General features: G+C 38.5%; 20 protein-coding genes. 2 read left to right on the forward strand and 18 right to left on the reverse strand.

Annotation, left to right across the window (positions count from 1 at the left end):
• Window positions 1-33: 33 nt before the first annotated feature.
• Genes DFR57_RS12285 through cpaB form a run of 5 tightly spaced genes read right to left on the reverse strand, consistent with a single transcriptional unit; the run spans window position 34 to window position 5,248 of the window.
• Window positions 34-966: a type II secretion system F family protein gene (locus DFR57_RS12285; protein WP_114353507.1), complete on the reverse strand. Its 933-nt coding sequence runs from the start codon at window positions 964-966 to the stop codon at window positions 34-36.
• A 4-nt stretch (window positions 967-970) separates the two neighbouring features.
• The gene (locus tag DFR57_RS12290; RefSeq protein ID WP_114353508.1) at window positions 971-1,897 is read right to left on the reverse strand and encodes a type II secretion system F family protein; all 927 of its coding nucleotides are present in this window, start codon (window positions 1,895-1,897) and stop codon (window positions 971-973) included.
• Entirely contained in the window at window positions 1,894-3,240 is a 1,347-nt protein-coding gene (locus tag DFR57_RS12295; RefSeq protein WP_114353509.1) for a TadA family conjugal transfer-associated ATPase, read from the reverse strand. Before DFR57_RS12295 ends, DFR57_RS12290 begins: the two co-directional genes overlap by 4 nt.
• A 12-nt stretch (window positions 3,241-3,252) precedes the next feature.
• A complete protein-coding gene (locus tag DFR57_RS12300; protein WP_114353510.1) occupies window positions 3,253-4,404 on the reverse strand; it encodes a CpaE/TadZ family protein in 1,152 nt (383 codons plus the stop codon).
• 46 nt (window positions 4,405-4,450) lie between these two features.
• Window positions 4,451-5,248, reverse strand: a complete 798-nt coding sequence (gene cpaB / locus DFR57_RS12305; protein WP_114353511.1) for a Flp pilus assembly protein CpaB — start codon at window positions 5,246-5,248, stop codon at window positions 4,451-4,453.
• A gap of 495 nt (window positions 5,249-5,743) precedes the next feature.
• Here cpaB and DFR57_RS12310 point away from each other — a divergent pair, with 495 nt between their 5' ends.
• Window positions 5,744-6,568 (forward strand): ion transporter, encoded by an 825-nt coding sequence (locus DFR57_RS12310; RefSeq protein ID WP_114353512.1) that lies wholly within the window; start codon window positions 5,744-5,746, stop codon window positions 6,566-6,568.
• 31 nt (window positions 6,569-6,599) lie between these two features.
• Here the strand turns inward: DFR57_RS12310 and DFR57_RS12315 are convergent, their stop codons facing one another.
• From DFR57_RS12315 to DFR57_RS12325, 3 genes are read right to left on the reverse strand one after another with little or no spacing between them, the layout of a single operon-like run.
• Window positions 6,600-7,286 (reverse strand): uracil-DNA glycosylase, encoded by a 687-nt coding sequence (locus DFR57_RS12315; protein WP_114353513.1) that lies wholly within the window; start codon window positions 7,284-7,286, stop codon window positions 6,600-6,602.
• A gap of 6 nt (window positions 7,287-7,292) precedes the next feature.
• Window positions 7,293-8,183, reverse strand: coding sequence for a ribokinase (gene rbsK / locus DFR57_RS12320; RefSeq protein WP_114353514.1), 891 nt, complete (start codon window positions 8,181-8,183; stop codon window positions 7,293-7,295).
• 21 nt (window positions 8,184-8,204) lie between these two features.
• Window positions 8,205-9,131, reverse strand: a complete 927-nt coding sequence (locus DFR57_RS12325; protein WP_114353515.1) for a nucleoside hydrolase — start codon at window positions 9,129-9,131, stop codon at window positions 8,205-8,207.
• 123 nt (window positions 9,132-9,254) lie between these two features.
• Here DFR57_RS12325 and DFR57_RS12330 point away from each other — a divergent pair, with 123 nt between their 5' ends.
• The gene (locus DFR57_RS12330) at window positions 9,255-10,208 is read left to right on the forward strand and encodes a nuclease-related domain-containing protein (protein ID WP_114353516.1); all 954 of its coding nucleotides are present in this window, start codon (window positions 9,255-9,257) and stop codon (window positions 10,206-10,208) included.
• A 369-nt stretch (window positions 10,209-10,577) separates the two neighbouring features.
• Here the strand turns inward: DFR57_RS12330 and DFR57_RS12335 are convergent, their stop codons facing one another.
• From DFR57_RS12335 to cysC, 10 genes are all read right to left on the reverse strand, one after another.
• Entirely contained in the window at window positions 10,578-13,220 is a 2,643-nt protein-coding gene (locus DFR57_RS12335) for an MMPL family transporter (RefSeq protein ID WP_114353517.1), read from the reverse strand.
• Window positions 13,217-13,669 carry a MarR family winged helix-turn-helix transcriptional regulator gene (locus DFR57_RS12340; protein WP_114353518.1) on the reverse strand — a complete coding sequence of 151 codons (453 nt, stop codon included), beginning with the start codon at window positions 13,667-13,669 and terminating at the stop codon, window positions 13,217-13,219. Before DFR57_RS12340 ends, DFR57_RS12335 begins: the two co-directional genes overlap by 4 nt.
• A 70-nt stretch (window positions 13,670-13,739) precedes the next feature.
• Complete coding sequence (locus DFR57_RS12345; protein WP_114353519.1) at window positions 13,740-15,293, reverse strand: BCCT family transporter; 1,554 nt, start codon at window positions 15,291-15,293, stop codon at window positions 13,740-13,742.
• 215 nt (window positions 15,294-15,508) lie between these two features.
• On the reverse strand, window positions 15,509-17,218 hold the full coding sequence (cysI, locus tag DFR57_RS12355) for an assimilatory sulfite reductase (NADPH) hemoprotein subunit (protein WP_114353521.1): 1,710 nt from the start codon (window positions 17,216-17,218) through the stop codon (window positions 15,509-15,511).
• A gap of 30 nt (window positions 17,219-17,248) precedes the next feature.
• Complete coding sequence (locus DFR57_RS12360) at window positions 17,249-19,087, reverse strand: assimilatory sulfite reductase (NADPH) flavoprotein subunit (RefSeq protein ID WP_114353522.1); 1,839 nt, start codon at window positions 19,085-19,087, stop codon at window positions 17,249-17,251.
• 85 nt (window positions 19,088-19,172) lie between these two features.
• Window positions 19,173-19,979: a uroporphyrinogen-III synthase gene (locus DFR57_RS12365; RefSeq protein ID WP_114353523.1), complete on the reverse strand. Its 807-nt coding sequence runs from the start codon at window positions 19,977-19,979 to the stop codon at window positions 19,173-19,175.
• A 45-nt stretch (window positions 19,980-20,024) separates the two neighbouring features.
• Window positions 20,025-20,783 (reverse strand): sirohydrochlorin chelatase, encoded by a 759-nt coding sequence (locus tag DFR57_RS12370; protein WP_114353524.1) that lies wholly within the window; start codon window positions 20,781-20,783, stop codon window positions 20,025-20,027.
• A gap of 16 nt (window positions 20,784-20,799) precedes the next feature.
• Window positions 20,800-21,576 (reverse strand): uroporphyrinogen-III C-methyltransferase, encoded by a 777-nt coding sequence (cobA, locus tag DFR57_RS12375; protein ID WP_114353525.1) that lies wholly within the window; start codon window positions 21,574-21,576, stop codon window positions 20,800-20,802.
• A gap of 98 nt (window positions 21,577-21,674) precedes the next feature.
• Window positions 21,675-22,388 (reverse strand): phosphoadenylyl-sulfate reductase, encoded by a 714-nt coding sequence (locus DFR57_RS12380; RefSeq protein WP_114353526.1) that lies wholly within the window; start codon window positions 22,386-22,388, stop codon window positions 21,675-21,677.
• 69 nt (window positions 22,389-22,457) lie between these two features.
• Complete coding sequence (cysC, locus tag DFR57_RS12385) at window positions 22,458-23,066, reverse strand: adenylyl-sulfate kinase (RefSeq protein ID WP_114353527.1); 609 nt, start codon at window positions 23,064-23,066, stop codon at window positions 22,458-22,460.
• Window positions 23,067-23,074: the final 8 nt, after the last annotated feature.

Genomic DNA, 23,074 nt, shown 5'->3' on the forward strand with positions numbered 1-23,074 from the left:
ATCTCCTTTAAATTTTTTATTTTATGTTAATTTTTATTGAAGCAGCTGAAAAATGTTACTGTTCTGACTAAACATATTAATGATCATCAACCCACCTATTAGAACAAGCGAGCTTGGTAAAACGACGAAAGTAGTGATAAGCGTTACTTTTGGAGAAGCCTTTGCAGCTTTCTCTTTGATTAATTCCTTTTTAATTTTCCGCATTTCTTCTGCTTGCTGCTCAAAGGTCTTAGAAATTGGTATTCCTAGCCTTTCCCCTTGAATCAATGCTTTGATTAATAGTTGAAATTCTTTACTTTCATTTCGATTGAGCAAGGTACGATACGCTTCACCACGTGGCACCCCTACGCTAATCTCCTGGATAAAACGACCAAATTCTTCTTGTACTGGTCCTTCAAAATATGGAACGATATCTCGTAAAGCTTGATCTAGGCCTAACCCTGCTTTTAAGGTAACGCTCATCGTATCTAGAAAATCCGGCAGCTGATAAGCAAGCTCCTCTTGGCGTTTTTTTGCTTTATCTTTCATCCAGAAAATAACTCCGACATAACCTACAACCGGATAAATAATGACTGTTAATTCCGAAAATGGCAAACGGAGTATTAACCCGATCCCACCAATAATGACACCAATGATCATAAAAAATATTTTAAGACCCTGAAACCTATCTACCGTTAGCTGATATGGATAGCCTGCTTGCATCAACCATTTCTTCACATCATGATTTTCACTGTAAAAGTTAATGCGTTGACCAATATGAGAAAAATCGTCTGCATACTGAAAAACTTTTGCTAACATTTTATCTTTGCGTGTTTCTTTCTTCTCAAAAATGTTTTGTACGTAAGTCTGCTCTTTTAATTCTTTACGTAGCTCCTGTTTATAGACGGTGTAGCTATAAAAGCTCCTTAAGCTTAAACCGATGAATAAGAGTGTTAATAATAAAAAGATAATAATTAATCCATCCACGTCGTCACACCCTTATATTGGTAACTTTTCTAACGAGGAAGAAGGTTAAAACCGTTCCGCCCATAAAGAAAAGCAACAATAGTATTCCAATCCCGCTAAATAGGGGATCTAAAAATCCATCGATTATATTATTCATCATTAACACGAGAAAGATTGGTATTACTGGTACGAGATAAGCAACATACCTTTGTTCAGCTGTCATCGTTTTTATTTCTTGTTTTAATATTTTTCGATCCTCTAAGGTTTGACTCATTTCCTCAAGAATCGCTGATAAATTACCTCCAGCTTTTTTCTGAATCATCACAGTGGCTACGAATAATTTAAACTCCCTGTTATCGACTCTTTTCTCCATTGATTTAATCGCAGAATTAAAATCAATACCTAAGGATAATTCATGTGCAAGCCTTTTAAATTCGCTCTTAGCAGGATCTGAGATTTCTTGTGCTACCATTTGAATTCCTTGGTTAAGCGTCATACCGGATCGAGTAGAGTTTGCGAGGATGCGACAAATCTCTGGTAATTGATCTGCTAATCGTTCTCTCATCTTATTTTTTCGAACCATGAAAATAACTCTTTTTCCACCCTCTAACAGGGCAACAGATACAAACAAGCTTAGAAGAAGATGTAACTTAAACATATTGGCGAGGACTAAAATAAGACCCATTAAAGCTACGATTTGCGCACCAATAAATTCAGAAGGGGTTAAGGGAATATTCGAAGCTTTCAATTTCTCAAACATTGGCTTTGCGGCTTCTGTTTGATCATATCGATCTCCAAGAACAACAATAAAGCTTCTTCGTTTCCCGTCTGGATGATAAAAGTCTTCTGCTTTTTTACGCCACTCTCTTTTTTCTTTTCGAAAGTCTAATTGATAGGTTATGCCAATGATAAATAATAAGGTTGCAACACAGGCGAGAATGGCAGCTGTCATAACCTCACCCCCTCATCAACCTGATGAAAGATAGATTCAGAGATTTCGTTGCCAAAGGTGTGTAATCTCTCCAAGCATTGGGGTACATATCCTGTGGGGGCATAATAGCCTTCTACCTTGCCCCCCTTTTGCATCTTGGTTCTCTTAAAAGTGAATATTTCCCTGATTTCATGCTCACCGCCTGCATTTTTCTTCACCTCTGATATCGATACTATTTTCCTTGTTCCATCTGTTAGACGGTTTACTTGAACAATAATATCTAAAGCTCCTACGATATATTCACGAATTATTTTGGATGGTAATTCCAGACCTGCCATAACTACCATCGCTTCCACACGCCTTAGTGCATCGTCAGGAGAATTTGCGTGAACTGTTGTTACAGAACCTTCATGCCCTGTATTCATCGCTTGTAGCATATCAAACGCTTCGCCGCTTCGAACCTCACCGACAATAATTCGATCAGGACGCATCCGGAGGGCATTTCGTACAAGCTGTCTTATTGTAATTTCACCCGTTCCTTCTACGTTTGCTGAACGAGCTTCCATTCCCACCACATTTGGACGATCTAACCTTAGTTCTGCAGAGTCTTCAATGGTAATAACCCGTTCAAACTGTGGAATACTTGTAGCTAATACGTTAAGTAAGGTAGTTTTACCTGAGCCTGTTCCGCCAGAAATAAGTGTATTTAGCTTTGATTTAATCACAGCGTCTAAAAAGAGCGCCATATTATCATTTAATGTCTCAAAGCTGAGCATGTCTTCCATTTTAAACGGCTCTTTCCGGAACTTTCTAATCGAAACCAATGTACCTTGCAGACTGACCGGTGGGATTACCGCGTTAACACGACTTCCATCTGGTAGCCTAGCATCAACCATTGGTGAACTTTCATCGATTCTTCTTCCGATAGGGGCAACAATCCGGTCCACTACATGCCTGACATGCTCGTCATCTCTAAATGTAATATTACTTTTCTGCAATTTACCAAACCGCTCAATATAGAGCTCGTCATGGCCATTGATTAATATTTCCGTAATCGTATCGTCATCGATTAAAGGCTCTAATGGACCGAAACCAACTGATTCATCTAGAATTCTACTAATCAATAATTCTTTATCATGTCTTGGAATAATTACTTTTTCCTCTGACATAAATTGAGAGACCAGCTGCTCGATCTTTAAGCGCATTTCCCCTTGGCTTAAGCTCGTTAAGGCTTCTAGGTTCGTATCGCGTAAAAGTCTTGCTTTATAATGTTCTACTAATCTTTCAATATATAAGTTTTGTTCATTTGGAACAGTTCTTGTTTGTGTGAACTTCTCTTTTCGTTTATCAAATAATGATGCCATCATCCACACCTCCTAGCCTAAAACTGCATTGGTGAATTTCCTGATATCCTTTGCAAAAGGAATTAATTTTTCTTTTTGTGCTTTTCTAATCGGTTCTCCTTTATTCACAAAAGACTGAAGACCTTTATAGTCTTTTCTAATCGTTGTCGCAATAGGGAAACGAATCAGTTCCTTTAAATCCTTTTCCTTTAGTTCCGTTTCTTTTGCTACATTATTGATAATTACTTCCATATTGCCTTGCAGATTAATTCCCAATCGCTCACATAATTCTTCATAGTATTTTAAAACCTTTAAAGAAGTTGTTTCTGGTAATAATACATAATAGAGCTTATCCGCTTCTTCTAAAGCAGTTGCACTAACGCTATTTATATGTGACGGAAGATCTAGAATGCAATAATCGAAGGACCTTCTGCACGTTCGAAGCAGCTTACTAATAAATTCTTCATCTAAAACTTCTCCAACCTCTGCATCACATGGACTTATAAGAATCTCTAATTTGGAATGCTTCTCCGTTTGCGATACATTTCTGATGTGATTTTCATTTAATTCTTGTATGACTGGCTTCAAATCAGCAATCGATCGATTTGTTTCTAGTGACATAATTGTCTCTATTCCACCATATTGCATATCTAAGTCGATTAGGATGACCTCTGCTGCGGATTCTAATTTAATCGTTTGGGCAAATGTAGAGGCAATCAACGATTTTCCTGTTCCACCTTTTCCACTGTAAAATCCGAATATATGGCCTCTTCCTTTTCCAAACGTTACAGTTTGCTCTTTTTCTGAACGAACCTTGATTTGATGGTTTTTTTGAATCGTTGGAAATCTGCTAATAAATAAAGAAAGCTCATCAGGAAGGATGAAAAATTCTTCTGCTCCTGCGCGCATCACACTGCGTAAAACGTTAATATCTGAGTCAGTTGCTAGAAAAATGACATACGTGTTAGGGTTAATAGATTTTATGTACTGCACCTGATCAACGATATAGTCTTTATTCGATTGAATAAGAATTACCATATCGCGTGTTTGTCTATTAACTTCTCGTGATACGTCATCATTTTGAATAACCGTTATCAAATTTTCTTCCTGATCCAAAGCATTCAGCAATTGATTTGTGATTGCTTCTTCTTCACTAACAATTAAAATATCTAGATTTTTTTCCATCTGATAATTCTCCTTGAGTCTCTAACAGGACAAATTATTATCCATGTTATTCCGTATCCTCTGTATTTTCTTCTGATTTTTCTTGTTCTTTCTGAGGTTCTTCTGTTGCTTCTTCTTGAGGCTCTTCTGCTGGTTCTTCCTGAGGTTTTTCTTCTTCTGTTACTTGCTCAGTTTCTTCTGCAACTTCTTCAGCTTCTTCCGTATTATTTTCAGGCATATCTGTGAGCACATCATCTTTACCGACATTTGCTTTCAAAATTCGGATGTGTTCGGAGTAGTTTTGAGCATGTATTAAGTTTTTTGCTTCCTCCACAGATACTTCTACTGCTATACCTGAAAAATTATCAGAAGTTCCTTGGGCATAGACGACTGGCACGTCCTGCATAAATAACTTTGTTTCCTTTTCTCCATCTATCTCGTTAGAAACAATAATATCTACCCGATCCAAAGCCTCTACTACTTGGTCAAACTGAATTGTTTCTGTGCGATATATCGAGACAAGTCGATTATTAACATCTTGCAAATTGGATACTGGTTTAATCATATTTTTTGTGATGATATCTCCACTTGATAAAGGAACAACAGAAACGCGATTTTCTAAATCACTTTTGTTCGTAATATGTGATGCCGTTACGAACTTATTTGGCAGTTCCATTACCGTTAACTGATTCTCTTGGATAATGGCCCTAGATGGGATTTCTCCACTTGCCACATAAACCTCTGTCATACCCCCCAGCTCTGCATTTAATTCTTTCACCTTTTCAAACACTAAAAACCCTACTACTAACGCTAAAATAAATGCTAACAAGAAAAAAATAAGTGCCCGTTTTTTTGATTCAATCATCTGCCTTCTCCTTATTGTGCTACTTCACTTCATAAAACTGTTAAAATTTTCCCTTACTACGAATAGAATTATTTTCTAACTATTCTTATTTATTGTCAAATAACCCATTGCATTACCAAATGCCTATACAATGTTTATTTTTCAATTTTTATACGGTCGGGTGTATGTTCAAGTAATTTATAGTAAGTATAAAGATTCACTCTTTAGTCACAATTAGCAAAATTTTTTTCTTTGTACTCTTTATAATTTTTTATCATTAGGACTTTCTTCATTTTCCCATGACTAAACTACTGTTTTTAATTTTTTTGCCATTTTTTAATAAATTTGTAGTTATCGACAAATTTCTTCGTTTTTCTCTTATTATCTAGTTTTTATCTCAAAATCAAACCATTCAAATTCAAGATGATTTTCGTAAGGAAACATTTCTTCTTTTTATGTTTAAAATGTTATAATGAACTTTGGGATAGATCTGATCAGGAAAGGAATAATAAATATATGACTGGGGATAATCAGAATGCATTAGCTTCATTTGTTAAAAGTAACGGATTTACACATTTTATTACTGGATTAATTGTTTTTAATGCTATCTTGATAGGCTTAGAAACTTTCGATGCTGTCTATACACCGTTTAAAGGTTTATTTTTTTGGATTGATTTTATCATCCTTCTAATATTCCTAATTGAAGTGGTTTTAAAAATTATTGTAGATCAAAAGAGTTATTTCATGAATGGTTGGAATATTTTTGATTTTGTTATTGTCGTAGGCAGTATTATTTTATATAGCACACCATTTGTGAGTGTATTACGAATTTTACGTGTCTTACGTATTATGCGGACAATTACAGCAGTCCCATCTTTAAGGAGAATTGTGACAGCGCTATTTATGGCCATACCAACAATTAGCAGTGTTATGTTAATTATGGCTATTATTTTCTATGTGTATGCTATTTTAGGTACCTCTTTTTATAGAGACATATCGCCTGAATTTTTTGGGAACCTTCATCTTAGCTTTATTACTCTCTTTCAAATTTTCACATTGGAATCATGGGCAAGCGGAATTTTCCGACCTATATTTGCGGAAGCACCGTGGTCTTGGCTTTATTTTATTTCCTTTATCGTAGTAGCAACTTTTATTATGATTAACTTAATTGTCGGGGAAATCGTAAATAACGCACAAAAAATTTCAGAGGGTATTGAAGGAGAAACAGATGAGATAAAGGAAGATACAACTGAAATTAAAGAGGACACTAGTGAAATTAGAGAAATAAGGCGCGAATTAGCGGAAATTAAAGAGTTGATTAAATCACAGAATATGAAATAAGACTCAAGCAATTTGGCTTGAGTCTTTTTGTTTAAGTATCCAATTTTGGTAATTCCCAATCGATTGGAGTTTGATTTGTTTCTTCTAACAGCTGATTTGCTTTTGAAAATGGCTTACTTCCAAAAAATCCACGATGTGCTGACAGCGGACTTGGATGCACGGAACGAATAATATAGTGTTTATTCGTATCGATCAAAGCCTCTTTTTTCTGCGCAGCCGCTCCCCATAATATATAAACGACAGGGGTTTGTTTCTTATTGAGCTGTTCAATTACTTGATTGGTAAACACTTCCCAGCCTTTTCCTTGATGGGAATGGGCTTGTCCTGCTCTTACTGTCAAAACATTATTAAGCAGTAATACTCCTTGTTCCGCCCATTTTACTAAATAACCATGCTTCGGTATTTCACATCCAATATCAGCTTGTAATTCCTTGTAGATGTTTCTTAGAGAAGGGGGAATTTTCACCCCTGGATTCACGGAAAAACTAAGACCATGGGCTTGATCAGGACCATGATATGGGTCCTGTCCCAAAATAACCACTTTAACTTTTTCAAAAGGCGTATCGTGTAGGGCATTAAAAATATCTTTCATCGGTGGATAGATGGTTTCCAGTTGATACTCATGCTTTAAAAACTCACGTAACTCTAGATAATAATCCTTTTGTAATTCTGCTTCTAATACTTCCTGCCAGTCGTTATCAAATATTTGTTTCGTCACTTCGTATCAATCCTTTTTATCTTTCGTTTTCGTTAATAATTCGAATACTTCTTTTTTTGTCGGCATTCCCTGTTGCGCGCCAAGCTTTGTGATCGAAAGAGCAGCAGCTGCGTTGGCAAACGCTATCGCCTCTTTCAGGTCAAGTTTTTCTGCTAGCGCTACTGCTAGTGCTCCGTTAAACGTATCCCCCGCACCTGTTGTATCCACAACTTCCACCTCATGCGACGATACCATTTTTTCTTCGAGATTTTCTGAAAATTGCACACCTTCCGCACCCATTGTAATAATTAATTTTTCATTCAAATGATGCATTTCATCTGAAAAAAGCTGGGATGCTTCTGTATCGTTTGGCGTAATGTAAGTTGCTTTTTCCCAGTAAGAAGTATCTAATTCCATCGCTGGAGCCGGATTAATGATCAGCGGGATATCATGTTGGTGGCAAAGATCGATACAATATTCAATGGTCTGTTTCGGAATTTCAAATTGAATCACCACATAATCGCTAGATAAAATAGCATCCTTTCTTGCTTCCACATATTCCGGTGTTACATGACCATTCGCTCCGGGAATAATGATAATTCTGTTGTCTTTTTCAGATAAAATAATATTCGCTAAACCCGACGGCTCGTGCTCAATTGTTTGGATATGCGTTGTATCGACAGATTCATTTTTTAAATGCCCCTTTAACTCTTCACCAAAACTATCAGCGCCAACGCAGCCAATCATCTGGACATCTGCACCTAACCTTGCAGCAGCTACTGCTTGATTCGCTCCTTTTCCACCAGGTGCCGTCTGGAAATCCGTTCCACGAATCGTTTCACCCTGGCTAGGGAATTGATCTGTCGAGGTTAATAAATCCATATTGATACTTCCGACTATGGTAACTTTAGGCCGCATAACGCTACCCCCTTTCCTTCATTAATATGCAGAGATCGCTTCTTTAAATAGTGACCAAAATTTATCCTGGTTTAAGTCGGTGGCAACATAGACATTCGGCGCCTTACCTGTTACACCGCCTAAGTCTACCGAAGTCATTCCATAAGTGAATTCCCCTTTTGTTTCGATATCCACATGAACATGTTCGAAGGTAAAGATGGATGGATCCATCAAGTGAGCTACCGTACACGCGTCATGAATCGGTCCACCATCAAAATCGAAATGATCCTTGTATGCCTGAATAAAAAATTCAAGGAGCTCAGCCACAAATTCAGCCACTGGATTTTTTATTTGTTGCAAATCAGTTATCGTTTCATTAGTAGCAAGCACCTGGTGGGTTATATCTAATCCAAACATACGAATTGGCACTCCACTTTCAAACACCACCTTAGCCGCTTCTGCATCAACGTAAATATTAAATTCAGCAGCTGGCGTCCAATTACCAAATGTTCCTCCACCCATTAAAACTATCTCTTGTATATTCGCTTTAATATTAGGCTCCTTCACAAGAGCCATTGCAATATTGGTTAAAGGTCCAGTTGGTACAAGCGTGATAGGCTCTTTAGCACCGATGAGCTTTTCAATGATTAAATCTACCGCATGTTGATCGATCTTTTCCTTTTGTGGGACAGCAGGAAGATTAGGTCCATCTAGCCCACTTTCACCGTGAATCTCTTCTGCTATCTCGGATTCTTTCACCATCGGACGAGTGGAACCTTGAGCAACAGGTACCTCTTTTAATCCAACAATATCACAAATTTTCAGCGTGTTTAACGTATTTTTTTCCACACCAACATTACCAGCAACCGTTGTGATCGCTTCTATATGTAAAGGACTAATTTTTGACGCGGCTAAAATAATGGCAATCGCATCATCGTGACCCGGGTCACAATCTAAAATCACATTCATGTAGTCGTACCTCCTTCTTTTATTTACCTATTATTCTATCATTTCTTAAGCCGACATGCTTCTAGCATGCAACTAGCAATTTTGCTATAATTATTTTAATTCAAATAGGAAAGGAGCCAGACATTGATCCACTTATACCCCCAAAAAACGATGCGCCTGCATCAACTAGATATTTTGCAACATCGATTTGATCTGCACACTTACCCCAAATTAGAGGAAGCCCACGGACGTGAATTAGCCGGTTATCTCGGAGAAAACAGCCTTCCTTATTATGTGAATCTACTTTCATTAGGCACCCATCATGATTTATATGGATTAAGACTAGAGCTAGCGAAACAATTTTTTCAAATTGACGGGTTGATCTTACATGAAAATCTAATTGTGATTCTTGAGGTGAAGCACTACAAAGGCACACTAGCCATTAACAACGCAAGACAGCTACTTCAATATATTGATCAAGAACCCATTGTTTATGATCATCCCCTACTCCAAGCAAATCTCCAGAAAGAACAGCTTAGAAGCCTGCTCCATCTTCACAAATTTCCACAGATTCCAATTCACACCCTTGTAATATTTACGCACCCAAAGGTAAATCTATCCTTTAGTCTTGAAGAAGAACCAGACATGCTGCCGGTCCAACAACTTCCTTTTAAGCTTCAGCAACTTTTTTCAAAGCATCCAAAAAAGGCGTGGAATTGCAATCAATTAGCTGCTGCTACAAAAAAATTATTAAAGCTACATCGTCCTGCCACAGCAAATGTATTAGAAGAATTCAAGCTCTCTCCCCGTCAGATTAGGCAAGGAATTTTCTGCCCAACATGCAAGCCCCACGTGCTTCAACGAATCTATGGCAATTGGTACTGCGATAAATGCAAACAAAAATACCCGTTAGCATATCACGAAGCGCTAAGAGAATTCGCTCACCTTTTCGGACCAACCATAAATAATAAACAAGCCAGGTGGTTTTTTAGATTGGAATCTCCCTCCACTACATCACGCCTTTTGAGTGCGATGAATCTTAACTCTAGAAATGCTTGTAAGAATAGGAGCTATGATTTAACTCCACTAATTAAGTGAATATGCGCTTTCACCCTTTGACTAGTTTTCCTGTGCCTTTGTGGATTTGCTTGCAACTTTCCAGATTTCCTTGCAACTTTCTAGATTTCCTTGCAACTTTCTAGATTTCCTTGCAACTTTCCAGATTTGCTTGCAACTTTTCAGATTTGCTTGCAACTTTTCAGATTTGCTTGCAACTTTTCAGATTTGCTTGCAACTTTTCAGATTTGCTTGCAACTTTCCGGATTTGCTTGCAACTTTCCGGATTTGCTTGCAACTTTCCGGATTTGCTTGCAACTTTCCGGATTTGCTTGCAACTTTCTAGATCCCCCCACCAACTCACCAAAAAAATCCTCCTATCCAATCTCGGACAGGAGGATTTTTCAATTATTATTTTCTTTTCCACGGAAAGAATGCTGCTTTTCCTAGTAGAACGGTGACTGCTGGGATTAAGAGTGGCAATATAATTAAGCCATAGAGCAGCAGTCCTGTGATTACGATAGTTGCAATCTGCATTAAACTTAGCACACCCGATGGCATCATCGCAGCAAAGGTACCTGCTAAGATGATCGATGCCGTGATAATAACAGAACCCATTTTAGCCATGGATACTTGCATCGCTTCTTTTATTCCTTTTCCTTTTGCGACTTCTTCCTTATAACGTTCCAACAGGAAGATCGAATAGTCGACACCGAGCGCCACGAGCATTACAAATCCAAAGAATGGCACAGCCCAAGTGATCCCGTTATATCCGAGTACGTTCACAAAAATTAATTCTGCCACTGCGCTCGTCGCATAATAGGTAATCAATAAGGAACCGATCATGTAAATCGGCATAATCACAGAGCGTAACAACACTAGCAAGATGACAAATAAACTTCCGAGCATGATCATGATTGTTCTTGTATAATCTTCAGATGAGATTTCATTTAAATCAAAGTTGACGCTGGTTACGCCACTATAGGCGATTTCTGCATCCGCCAAGTCATCACTTAATTCCGTATCTGCCATTACATCCTTTATCTCAGACAATGTCTCAATAGCTTCTACAGAATACGGGTCCTCAACAAGTGTTGCTTCGATAAAGATTCCTTCTCCATCTGCAAAACTGTACTGATCTAGTACACCTTCGAAATCTTCAGAACTTAATACCTCTTCTGGAACAAAAAGCCCCGTTTCACTCGCAGTATCGCTCTCTTCTATAGAAGAAACTAAATCTCCAGCTTCCTCTAGCTCTGCATGAAGTTCATCAACTCCGTCATTTGTATCTGCCACACCGGTCGCTAACTGCTCAAGTCCACCTGCCACTTCAGCAAGCTGTGGTCCTTGCGCTCCGTAACCTTCACTTACTTCATTTAACGAATCAGAGCTTTCTGTTAATAAGCTTGATACCTCAGATAAGTCTTCCAGTAGAGCTGGAACATCCTGCGCTTCAGCTAATTCTGACCGACTTTCTTCTATTATATTAATAGCCGTTTCTAGCTTAGACTTTGCGTCCTCAGTCTGCTCATCAATACCCGGAACAGGTTGAGAGGTGATGCCAGTAAGATTTTCATTAATAGACCTTAACCCATTTTCTATTTCTTCCATCCCTGACTTAATATCGGCGAAACCTTCTTCTATTTGCTCATATTGATTCTCTACTTTTAAATCTTCTATTAACGTGCCATCTGGTCTTGTAATTGTTCGGACGGAATTAACGCCATCAATGGATTCTAATTCCGTTACGATTTCTTCTAATGACGCGATACCATCTTGCGTCGTCATTTCACTATTTTTTTTCAAAATCATCTGGATAGGGAGGGCATCACCTTTTCCAAATGCTTCTTCAATTCGATCTAGACCTTTCACCGATCCGTAGGAAGAACCTATTTCATCCGTCATATCAAATGAAATTTCTTCACTATAGGAAAATAAAAGTGGTACCGTAATGATCAATACAATCACAATCGTCATAATTGGTTTTCCGACAGCAAGCTTCGACATCCATTTCCAAAGCTTACTATCTGTATCATTCGCCACTTTTTTCGATGGCCAGAAAAGTTTATCCTTAAGCACTGCCATAAAGAACGGCATGATCGTAAGTAGCATAACCAAGAGTACCGCTACGCCAATCGCAACTCCTGCTGCTGATTTATAGATTGGAAAATCTGCAAAGATAATTACGAAAAAGGCAAGAAATCCAGACACCGCACTTGCTACTAATGTTTTTCCTGCTGTTTTGTAGGTATTGATAATTGCATTTTCCGTATCTACACCCTCGGCTAGTTCTTCTTTATAACGGCTCAAGAGTAAAATACAATAGTCCGTTCCAATACCAAACAACACGGCAACTAAAAATATTTGCGTATAATTGGATACTGGGAAGTTTACCCATTCGATCAAAAAGGCGACGATCGATTGACTTAATAAGTACGTTAAACCGACTGCTACCAAAGGAACAAACGGGGTAACGATCGAACGGAAGACCACAAGTAATAACGCAAATACGAGAATAACTGTGATAACCTCTGTCTGATTCAAGCCATCTTGCGCACTCATATTCACTTCATGGTTAATAATCATTTCACCTGTCACATAAGCAGTTAAATCACTCGGGACAATGGAATCTGTGATTTCCGCTGCGAAGTCATTAACCTCTTCTAGCTCACCTTCAACCGTAATTGGCAGTAAGACCGTTTCTTGATCCTCTGAAATAAATTGTGCAGCAAGCTCATCATTAGCAAAAGGGTTAATTACCTCAACCACTGGATCCCCGTAAGATTCAAGCTCTGTGATGATATCTTCAATCGTTGCTTCTGACTCATCATCTAACGCACTATCCAATGCAAAAACAATCGAAATTGTATCAGCTGAAGCATCCGCTTCTTCTAAAATTTCCGCTGCACGTTGCGAATCTGCACCCTCTTTTAATTGAAAAGTTCCTGCTTCTTCTGCCTGTTCCGTTAAATTCGGTGCAGCAAAAAATAATCCTATCGTCAAAAGCAAAATAAAGGCTACAATCCACCATTTAAATCGAATAACATGTTTCACTTATCTTCATCCCCCAGTTGTAATATACTCTTTATTTTTTTAAACATCTCAATGAATTGCGCTAATTCCGCTTCTTCAATATGCTCTGAAAAAAGGTGTTCGATATAATCATGTAATAATTGATCAGATTTTTGAATAACTTTCTCGCCTTCTTCTGTTAATTCAATATACTTTGTACGCTGATCTTCCTCAGAATCAAGCATTGTCACCACATTTTTTTCCACCAGCTTTTTTAAACGATTGGAAATGGCGCTTTTATGTACACCTTGTAATTCTGCTAATTGATTCGAGGTTAATTTCTCTTCCTTTTTAATCAGCTTTAACATTTGAATCTGTTCAGGAGAAAACTTTTTCCATAGCTCTGTATTGATTGATTTCAAAACTTTTCCTTGCCCATATATCATTACTTCTTCAAATAATTCTACCGCTTCACCTATTTGTTTTTGCACAAAGGTTTACCCCCTAAACTAAATCGCATAAAAACTAGTTTAGGGGGTAAACGATAAAATGTCAACTATTTTATTTTCTAATATTTTGAGCCCATGCTCTATCTTCATCCATCATCTTCTTCGCTGCAAAAATTGTTAAGAATTGAATGAGGATAATCGGTAATCCCATCATACCTGATATTACCTCAAGCGGGGCGAGCCCACCAATTTGCATTAAAATTAATGCTAGTGTCGTAATAATTGCAGCTATAATAATTCTCAAATTCCTCGAAGGTTCAAATTTACTCATATCACGCTTACTTGAATAGGCAGCAATCGTATAAGTGGTGGAATCTAAGGTAGTTGTTAAAAAAATCATGGATACAATAACAAATGCTATTAACGCAACCCATGCCCATGGTAAGGTAAGTAGTATTTCCGGAATTGCGTTCATTGGATCTTCATTTTGCACAATATCGAGTACAGCTACTTCACCCGTTAAATAACGATGAACACCTAAGCCTCCCAAAACACCAGTTGCTATCCAGGATAATAAGGTTGGTGCTAATAGATAGGTTAAGATCATTTCTTTTACGGTACGACCCTTCGAAATTTTCGCTGCAAAGATACTGTGCAGCATCGCCCAGGTAGCACTATAGGCAAACCAAAACACCATATGACTTTGGATATGTGTCGTAGTTTCCATTGCGACTGAATCTGTATAAAGCGATAGATTTATATAATTGTTTAAAAGGTGACCGACTGTATCGGTAAAATAGTCCAAAATGAAAATACCAGGTCCGGCCACAAGAATAAATAGCGAAAGTGCACCTGCTAAATACATATTAAAGGTACTTAACCGTTTAATCCCTTTTTCAATCCCTAAGTAGGCACTAACGGAAAATAAGAACACCCAAATAATGGTTACGATCAAGGTTAAGCCAAAGGTGACTTCAATATCTAATAAAGCAGATAAATTATAAGTAATAATCGGTGTTCCAAGGCCTAATGTAACCGCGGCACCAGATAAAATACTCACTAAGAAGATAGTGTCTAGAACCTTGCCGCCGAGCCCATCTGTAAATTTATCACCAAAAATAACCCGACAAGCCTCAGAAATTCGCATTAGTGGCCTTTTCTTCACATGAATAACATATGCCATCGCAGGGGCTGCCATGACAAAAATCGCAAAAACCTGAAAGCTCCAAAGGAACATACTATAGGCGTTTCCCCATAATAATGCATCTTGTGATTCAGGCTGTAAGCCAAACGGCGGATCAATCGCTACCTGTGTCCACTGCACCATACCAGTTCGCATAATGGTTGAACCTACTCCCATTGCAATTAAAATAGAAGCATATTCAAACATCGAAAAGCGTGGTTTTTCGTTTGGATCTCCTAAAACAACTTTCCCGTATTTGGAAAAGGATAAGTATAAGCCTGCTCCTAGTAAAATAATCGCATACCATATATATCCCCAGCTAAAAACATCAACAATCTTATCAAAAATATTATTTAATAGCGTTAAAGACTCTGATTCATACAGAGAAAAAGGTATACTTATCGCAATGATTATAAGCAAAGATGGAAGAAAAATCTTAAAATCAATCAACTTCCAACTCTCCAAAAGTGACTTCACCTTCATCCACATCTTCCTCCTCATTATAATAAGCCCCCCAAAAAGTCCGAGGTCTTTTTGCATATTTTAGATACACTTGATACATACCACGCTTTTTTGAAATTAAACATAAAATGGCAAATGGTGCGCAAATGGTGCCTGTCACCCGTCGAATTTTCTTTATATAACCCGTTAAAGCACAAAAAAGCTTGGGATATGCTCCCAAGCTTTTTTACGTGGTACTATTGATGAAAGTCAAGGCCGGAAATGACTTCTTCTACGTATCCTTTTCGAATGACGAAGTCTCCAAAATGCTCTTTCTCTTTTCGATCTTTTGCAAAATGATTTAACATCGGTTTTAGCGTGTCTAGAATCTCTTTCTCTCCAATATTCTCACGATATAATTTACTCAATCTGTCTCCAGCAAAGCCTGCACCTAAATACATGTTGTATTTACCTGGTGCTTTACCGATAAAAGCAATTTCTCCTAATGTTGGCCGTGAGCAACTATTTGGACAGCCTGACATACGGATTGTAATTTCTTCTTCTCGTAATCCCGCTTCATCCAAAATTTCTTCTACCTTAGTAACCAAGGATGGCAGGTAGCGTTCTGCTTCGGCCATAGCAAGTCCACAAGTAGGAAGTGCCACACACGCCATTGAATTTCTTCTGAGTGCAGAATTTTCCTTTCCATCTGTAAGCCCGTATTTACTCACTAATTCATTAATTTTTTTCTTTTTTCGAGCTGTCACATTACTAATAATGATATTTTGATTCGGCGTAAGTCTAAAGTCTCCGGTATGTACCTTAGCGATCTCCCTTAGACCTGTCATTAACGGATAATCCGGTGCGTCGTGGATTCGTCCATTCTCCACAAACAGTGTTAAATGCCATTTCCCATCATTTTGAAGCCAGCCATATCGGTCACCATTATGATCAAAATGATAGGCTCTTGTTTCCTCTAGCTCCCAGCCTAATCTCTCATTCAATTCTTGTTTTAGCCATTCGATTCCTCGCTTATCAATCGTGTACTTAAAGCGGGCATTCTTTCTTTCTGAACGATTACCATAATCTCGCTGAATGGTAAGTATTTTCTCAGCTACTTCCTTGATATTTTCCGTTGGTGTAAAGCCAATTACACGGGACAGCTGCGGATACGTATTTGTATCACCATGCGTCATACCCATTCCGCCACCTACAGCAACGTTGAATCCTACTAATTTATCATCCTCTAATATAGCAATAAAGCCTAGGTCCTGTGAAAAAATATCAATATCATTAGAGGGTGGAACAGCTACCCCAATTTTAAACTTACGCGGTAAATAAAGGGCACCATACATTGGTTCAACCTCTTCCTTTGAATCGATTACTTTTTCCTCATCGAGCCAGATTTCATGATAGGCCTTTGTTTTTGGTAAAAGGTGTTCACTTAAAGCAATGGATGCCTCATAAACTTCCTGATGAATTTTAGATTGATGAGGATTAGCATTACACATTACATTCCGGTTTACGTCCCCACAAGCAGCGATCGTATCCATTAATGCCTCATTAATCTCTTGCATCGTTTTTTTCATATTCCATTTTAAAATCCCGTGCATTTGAAAGGTTTGTCTTGTTGTTAATTTTAGCGTATTGTTTCCATATTTCGTTGCTAAGTCATCCATTGTTAGCCATTGATTCGGGGTCGCCACTCCACCAGGAAGGCGCACACGAATCATAAATTGATAAGCTGGTTCTAGCTTTTGTTGCTGACGTTCATTACGAATATCACGGTCATCCTGCATATAACTGCCATGAAATTTTAATAACTTCGTATCTGCATCTGGAATCGCTGCTGTGATTCGGTCCTCAAAGCTTTCCACCAGCGTCCCTCGTAAATAATCACTTTCTTCCTTAATATCTTCCATTTCACTTGGACGTCCATCTTGCTGCTTTAGCCCTTTTAAGCTCATGATTATGCTCCTTTCCGATTGCATATCTCTTTAATATACATCACGCAAATAGCGTTTCTCGCCTCTTAAATTAGCAAGATACTCTTCCGCTTCCTCTTTTGTCAAATTACCTTCCGTTTCAATAACAGACAAAATCGTCGCATGAACATCCTTTGCCATATACTTTTCATCGCCACATACGTAGATATACGCTCCATCCTCTAACCAGTTAAAAAATTCCTTGCTTTTTTCCTGGATGCGGTGCTGCACATACACTTTTTCCGCCGTATCTCTAGAAAAGGCAACATCCATTTTCGTTAGAATTCCGTCCTTAAGCCAGCGTTGCCATTCTGTTTGATAAAGAAAATCTGTAACAAAATACTGTTCACCAAAAAATAGCCATGACTTGCCACTTGCTTCTGTTTCCTCTCTTTCCTCTAAAAAGGCACGATACGGAGCAACTCCAGTTCCTGCACCAATCATAATAATCGGCTTCTCTGGATTTTCTGGAAGTCTAAAATTTGTATTTTTTTGAATAAAGACAGGTAGTCTTGACCCATGCTCTGCTCTTTCCGCACATTGAAGTGAGCAAACACCGCCACGGTCGCGTTCATGCGCATGATACCTTAGGGCGCCGATCGTAAGATGAACCTCATCCGGATTCGCCTTTAAGCTACTTGAAATCGAGTAAAGACGCACAGGTATTTTTCGAAGTATTTTAATAAATTCTTCAGCGGAAGCATGCCACGGTCCAAAGTCACGAATCAAATCTATTAAATCACGTCCATACATATACGTATCAAGCTCTTCTTTGTTTTCTGCATCGAGTAGCTTTTCCAGTTCTTTATTCCCTGAAAAGGCGGCTGCTTTTTGTAGCAACGGCTTAGATAAACAAGTTATTTCATACGTTGAAGTTAGCGCTTCTCTGAGTGAACGTATTTCACCTTGATTATTAATAGAAACAGATTGCTCAGGGTTCCAGCCTGTCACCTCAATTAATTTATCTACTAATGTAGGATCATTTTCTGGGAAAATCCCTAAGCTATCCCCTGGTGCATATTCTAAATTTGACCCTTCTAAATCAAGCTCAAGATGGCGTGTTTCTTTGTTTGATCCACGACCATTTAGATTTAAATTCTCTAAAATTTCCGCTCGGAAAGGATTTGTTCTCGAATACACAGGCTGGCTAGCCAATTGCTTACTTTCACTCTCACTTACCACACTTGTTACTACCTCATTCGTAGGCTTAGCCTCATTTAAAGCCTTTAACACACCTGAGGTCCATTCCTCTGCTGGCTCTTCAAAATCCAAATCACAATCCACTCTAGGATGAATTCTTTTTGCACCAAGCTCTTCTATTCGTTTATCAAAATCTTTACCTGTCTGGCAGAAAAATTCATAGGAGCTATCGCCTAGCGAAAGCACAGAGAATCTTACATCTTCAAGCTTTGGTGCTCGTTTACTAAACAAGAAATCATAAAAAGCAATGGCATTATCGGGCGGATCCCCGTCACCATGTGTACTCGTTATAATTAGTAAATCCTCCACTTTCTTTAAATCCTTTGGCTTGAATTCATCTAACGGTTTTAGTGAAACATTAAACTTTTCCTGCTCTAGCTTTTGCGAAAAATCTTCTGCAATAGCCTGACAATTTCCTGTATGAGAACCGACTAAAATCATGATTTCTCTTGTCTGCGTTACCTGTTGAGCCTCAGTGACTGGGCTAGCCTGCACTTGATCTACTGCGCCAGCCGGTGCTTGGGTTAACTCTACGGCAGATAAATATCCATTTAGCCATATCTTCTGTTTTTCTGTTAGCGTACCGAGTAGCCGATTCAACAGTTCTACTTGCTCCTGATCAAAAGGACTGTTCATTATTTGTAATTGCAATTTTCCCACCTCAAAAAAGATATTTTAAAAATTCTTGCCTCAATTCTTTTGAAAAGCTTCACGTCTGCGTGAGTTCATTGGAGGATCATGAAACCGTATTGTAATAGTTATTCAACGCAACGATCATTGCGCCCATTTTTTGATTATCCGGTTCAACGACCCTTTTAATCCCATTATTTTTTAATTCCTGTGCTGTAACCTTCCCAACAGCAACAGCTAATACTTTTTCGTTACATGCTGCGGTTATTTCGGAATTTCTATCGTTATCTGCAAACAGGTTGATCACTTGCGTCTTACTCGTAAATACTACAGCGTCCAATGATTTTTCTATAATTGCTTCTCTTAATCCATTAACGATAGAAGGAGTCGGTGGCTCAAAGGAGTATGGCTTAGATAGATAAACAGAATAGCCTATTGTTTCTAGCTCATTTTTAAGCTTCGCGTCATCCTGATTATACGCCTGCAAAAAGATGCGCTTTGGTCCATTTTTATCAAACTCATCTCGTAAGTCCTGCAATAACCTATCCATCGTTCCATCCTCTGACAAAATTGTTGGTTCTAGGCTATGCTCTTTTAACCACGCTGATGTCTTGCTTCCCCTTATTGCCAAATGTAGCTGGCGTAACTTTTTGATAAAATGCTTATCTATCCCGATAGCAGTTGCTGTATTCTCTAATGTTCTTGCGCCGATCCCAGTCGTTAACACTGCCCAATCAAATTCTTCCTCTAAAAGATGCTTAATGTCTTGACTACTGATTTCTTCATTTAATTGTTGCTTCCCTTGGATCGAATACACTACTGGAATACCGCTTTGCTTTTGGATCAATGTACTGATTTCCTTCGCACGCCTATCAGCTGCAATCCCTATTTGCTTTTGCTGTAAACCATCCATTTAACCACACGCCCCTCCCTATTGTTTTGCTGCAATATTGCTTTACTACTTTATTAATACATGCTCGTTATTTAAAGCTAGTGCCTCATGTACTCGATCAGTTAAAGCCTCAATCATATACGGATGATCATTTAGGTAGTCACATATTATAATTTCTTGATCCGCTCTTTCTAGCTGATTAATTTTATCCTGAACTGAACGCATTAATAATCCAGTAAACCACAAGTAAGGTACAACGTAAATTTGCGACCAATCCTCATTTACAGAAGCTTCGATTGCATCTGGAAAGGAAGGTTCACATGCCGCTAAATAACAGACACGAACATCGCAAACTTCTATTTTATTTTTTAATCGACGGGCAATCTCCTCAATTGCTCTAGCACTTTCAGGCATGTAACTGCCTCTGCCAACAAGTAAAATACTGGCATTTGATAAAGGTGCTACCTTTTTTTCTAGAATTCGTTCTACGAGTATATCAATCACTTTATCTTGGACACCGATCGGTTCCCCGTAGGTAAAAGTGACCGATGGATACTGTTGTTTTGCTTTCTTTATTTCATTCGGTATATCTTTATAATAATGACCAGCTGATAGAAGAAGCACAGGAATCATTGCAATTTTAGTTGCACCTTTATTTACTAGATTAGAAACACCCTTTGCGATATCAGGCTCAGCCAATTCGAGAAAGCAGATTTCCTGAAGAGGAGCCTTGACTCTTTCGCTGACAGTCTGTAAAAACGTTGTAGCTTCCTGCCTTGCTTTTTCCACTCGACTTCCATGACTAATATATAAAACTGCCTGCATAAGTCCCTCCCTTTCTCTAACCGACGATCGACGTCAAAAGTACTTCCTTTTCATCCCTAATCTCTTCATACCACTTTAATTTTTCTCTCAATTTAACCACTTCCCCAACAACGATCATGGACGGATTCTTAATGCCGTGGGCTTTTATCACAATGTCAGCTAAGGTGCCTGTCACCGTCTCCTGCTCTGTTGTTGTTCCCCACCTAATCAGGGCAATCGGAGTGGTTGAAGGTAAACCATGTTTTATAAGCTGATCACAAATGTCGGGTAATTTACTTACACCCATGTAAATACACAGTGTATCCATACTCTTTACGACATGCTTCCAATAATCTTCTTGCTCTTTCCCGACTTTACTAACGCCAGAGATAAAGGCAACAGAAGAACTGAAGTCACGATGCGTAACAGGTATGCCAGCATACGCAGGGGCTGCGATACCTGAGGTTATGCCAGGTACAATTTCAAACGGAATTTGATAGCTTGCTAACACTTCAGCTTCTTCCCCGCCTCTTCCAAAAACGAAAGGGTCTCCCCCTTTAAGACGAGTAACTACCTTGCCCTGTAAAGCATATCTACATAAAAGTTCATTGATTGCTTCTTGAGTCAGGGAATGATTATCTGGACTCTTCCCACAAAAAATCAAGGAGGCATTTTCCTTTGCTTCTTCTAGCAGCTGTTGATTGATAAGGCGGTCATATAAAATAACATCCGCTTCCTGAATGGCTTTTAACCCTTTTAACGTAATCAAGTCATAATCTCCTGGCCCCGCGCCAACTAAGTAAACTTTCCCCATTGCTTTTCAGACTCCTTTTCGTAAATAAGATAGCGATTTGTCCGCTTCTTATCCTTTATTTTTTTAACTGTATAGTATTCCCCAAAAGACGATAACTTCTAGCGATGTAGCCCACACTCCGTTTTGCCAAAGCCTCTCCATCTACCTGCACGGCTATCCTCATCTGAAGTAACTGCAAAAGAACAATGCTTACAGCCAATACTCGGGAAGCCTTTATCGTGCAATTCATTATAATCTAAGCGGTTTAATCGGATATATTCCCACACATCGTCCCACGTCCAATGGATCAACGGGCATATTTTGATCGATTTAAACCTTTCATCCTTGTTAATAAAATTTGTATTTCTACGACTAGCTGATTGCTCCCGTCTTAAACCAGAAATCCAAGCATCCACTCCAAATAGTGTTTCCTCAAGTGGTTTCACCTTCCTAATATCACAGCATTTATCGGGTTCACGGTTCCATAATTCCGGTCCATACTGACTTGCTTGTTCCTCAATTGTTATTGCTGGTTTTTTTAAGCGAATCTGTAGACTTGGATAACGCTTTTTTACCCTTTCGATTAAAGCATAGGTTTCTGTGAAATGAACGTCGGTATCTAAAAATACAATTTCTGCTGTTTTGTTCACTTTCGCAATGAGGTCAATGAGGACCATTCCCTCTGCCCCAAAGCTACAAGCATAAACAATCGAATTTCCATAGGCTTCATAGGCCCACTCCAATACTTTTTTAGCGCCTTTTGTTTCGTCAGTTGGCTGCCAGTCTAAAAATGGATCTGCTGTAAAATTCTCATACGTCAAGACCTCACTCATTGTCCTTTCCTCCTTTAAGCGCATGGATTAGCTTACTTTGATACGATTGATGAAAGGTTAAAGTTGGTTTCAATCATTCACCAGGTAGTTCTTTTCCTTCAAATAATTGATAATCACCTGCACCGATTCTTCTAGTGACTGGTTATCCGTTTCAACAATTATTTCAGGGTTCGTTGGTTCTTCATATGGAGCATCTATTCCAGTAAATCCTTTGATTTCTCCAGCTCTTGCTTTTTTATACAATCCTTTTGGGTCACGTGACTCACATGCTTCAAGATTACATTTCACGTAAATCTCTATAAACTCATCTTTTTCCAAAATACTTCGAACCTGATCCCTGTCCTCTTGATAAGGGGAAATGAAGGCAGTTAAGGTTAGTAGGCCAGCATCACTCATCAATTTCCCAACTTCACCAATCCGTCTGATATTCTCAGAACGATCTTCTGGACTAAAGCCTAAGTTTTTATTTAAACCGTGGCGAACGTTATCCCCGTCTAAACGATAGGTGTGAATTCCTAACTGAAAAAGTTCATTTTCAAGCGCTACAGACAGCGTTGATTTACCTGATCCAGACAATCCTGTAAACCACAGCACCGCGCTTTTATGGTTGTTTTGTTTGTATCTATCTGCCTTTGTTATATTTGATTCATGCCATATAATATTTGTTGATTTACTCATTCTTCTCC

Origin of the sequence: Saliterribacillus persicus, assembly GCF_003337485.1 — a bacterium.
In the GTDB taxonomy this organism is placed as follows: domain Bacteria; phylum Bacillota; class Bacilli; order Bacillales; family Amphibacillaceae; genus Saliterribacillus; species Saliterribacillus persicus.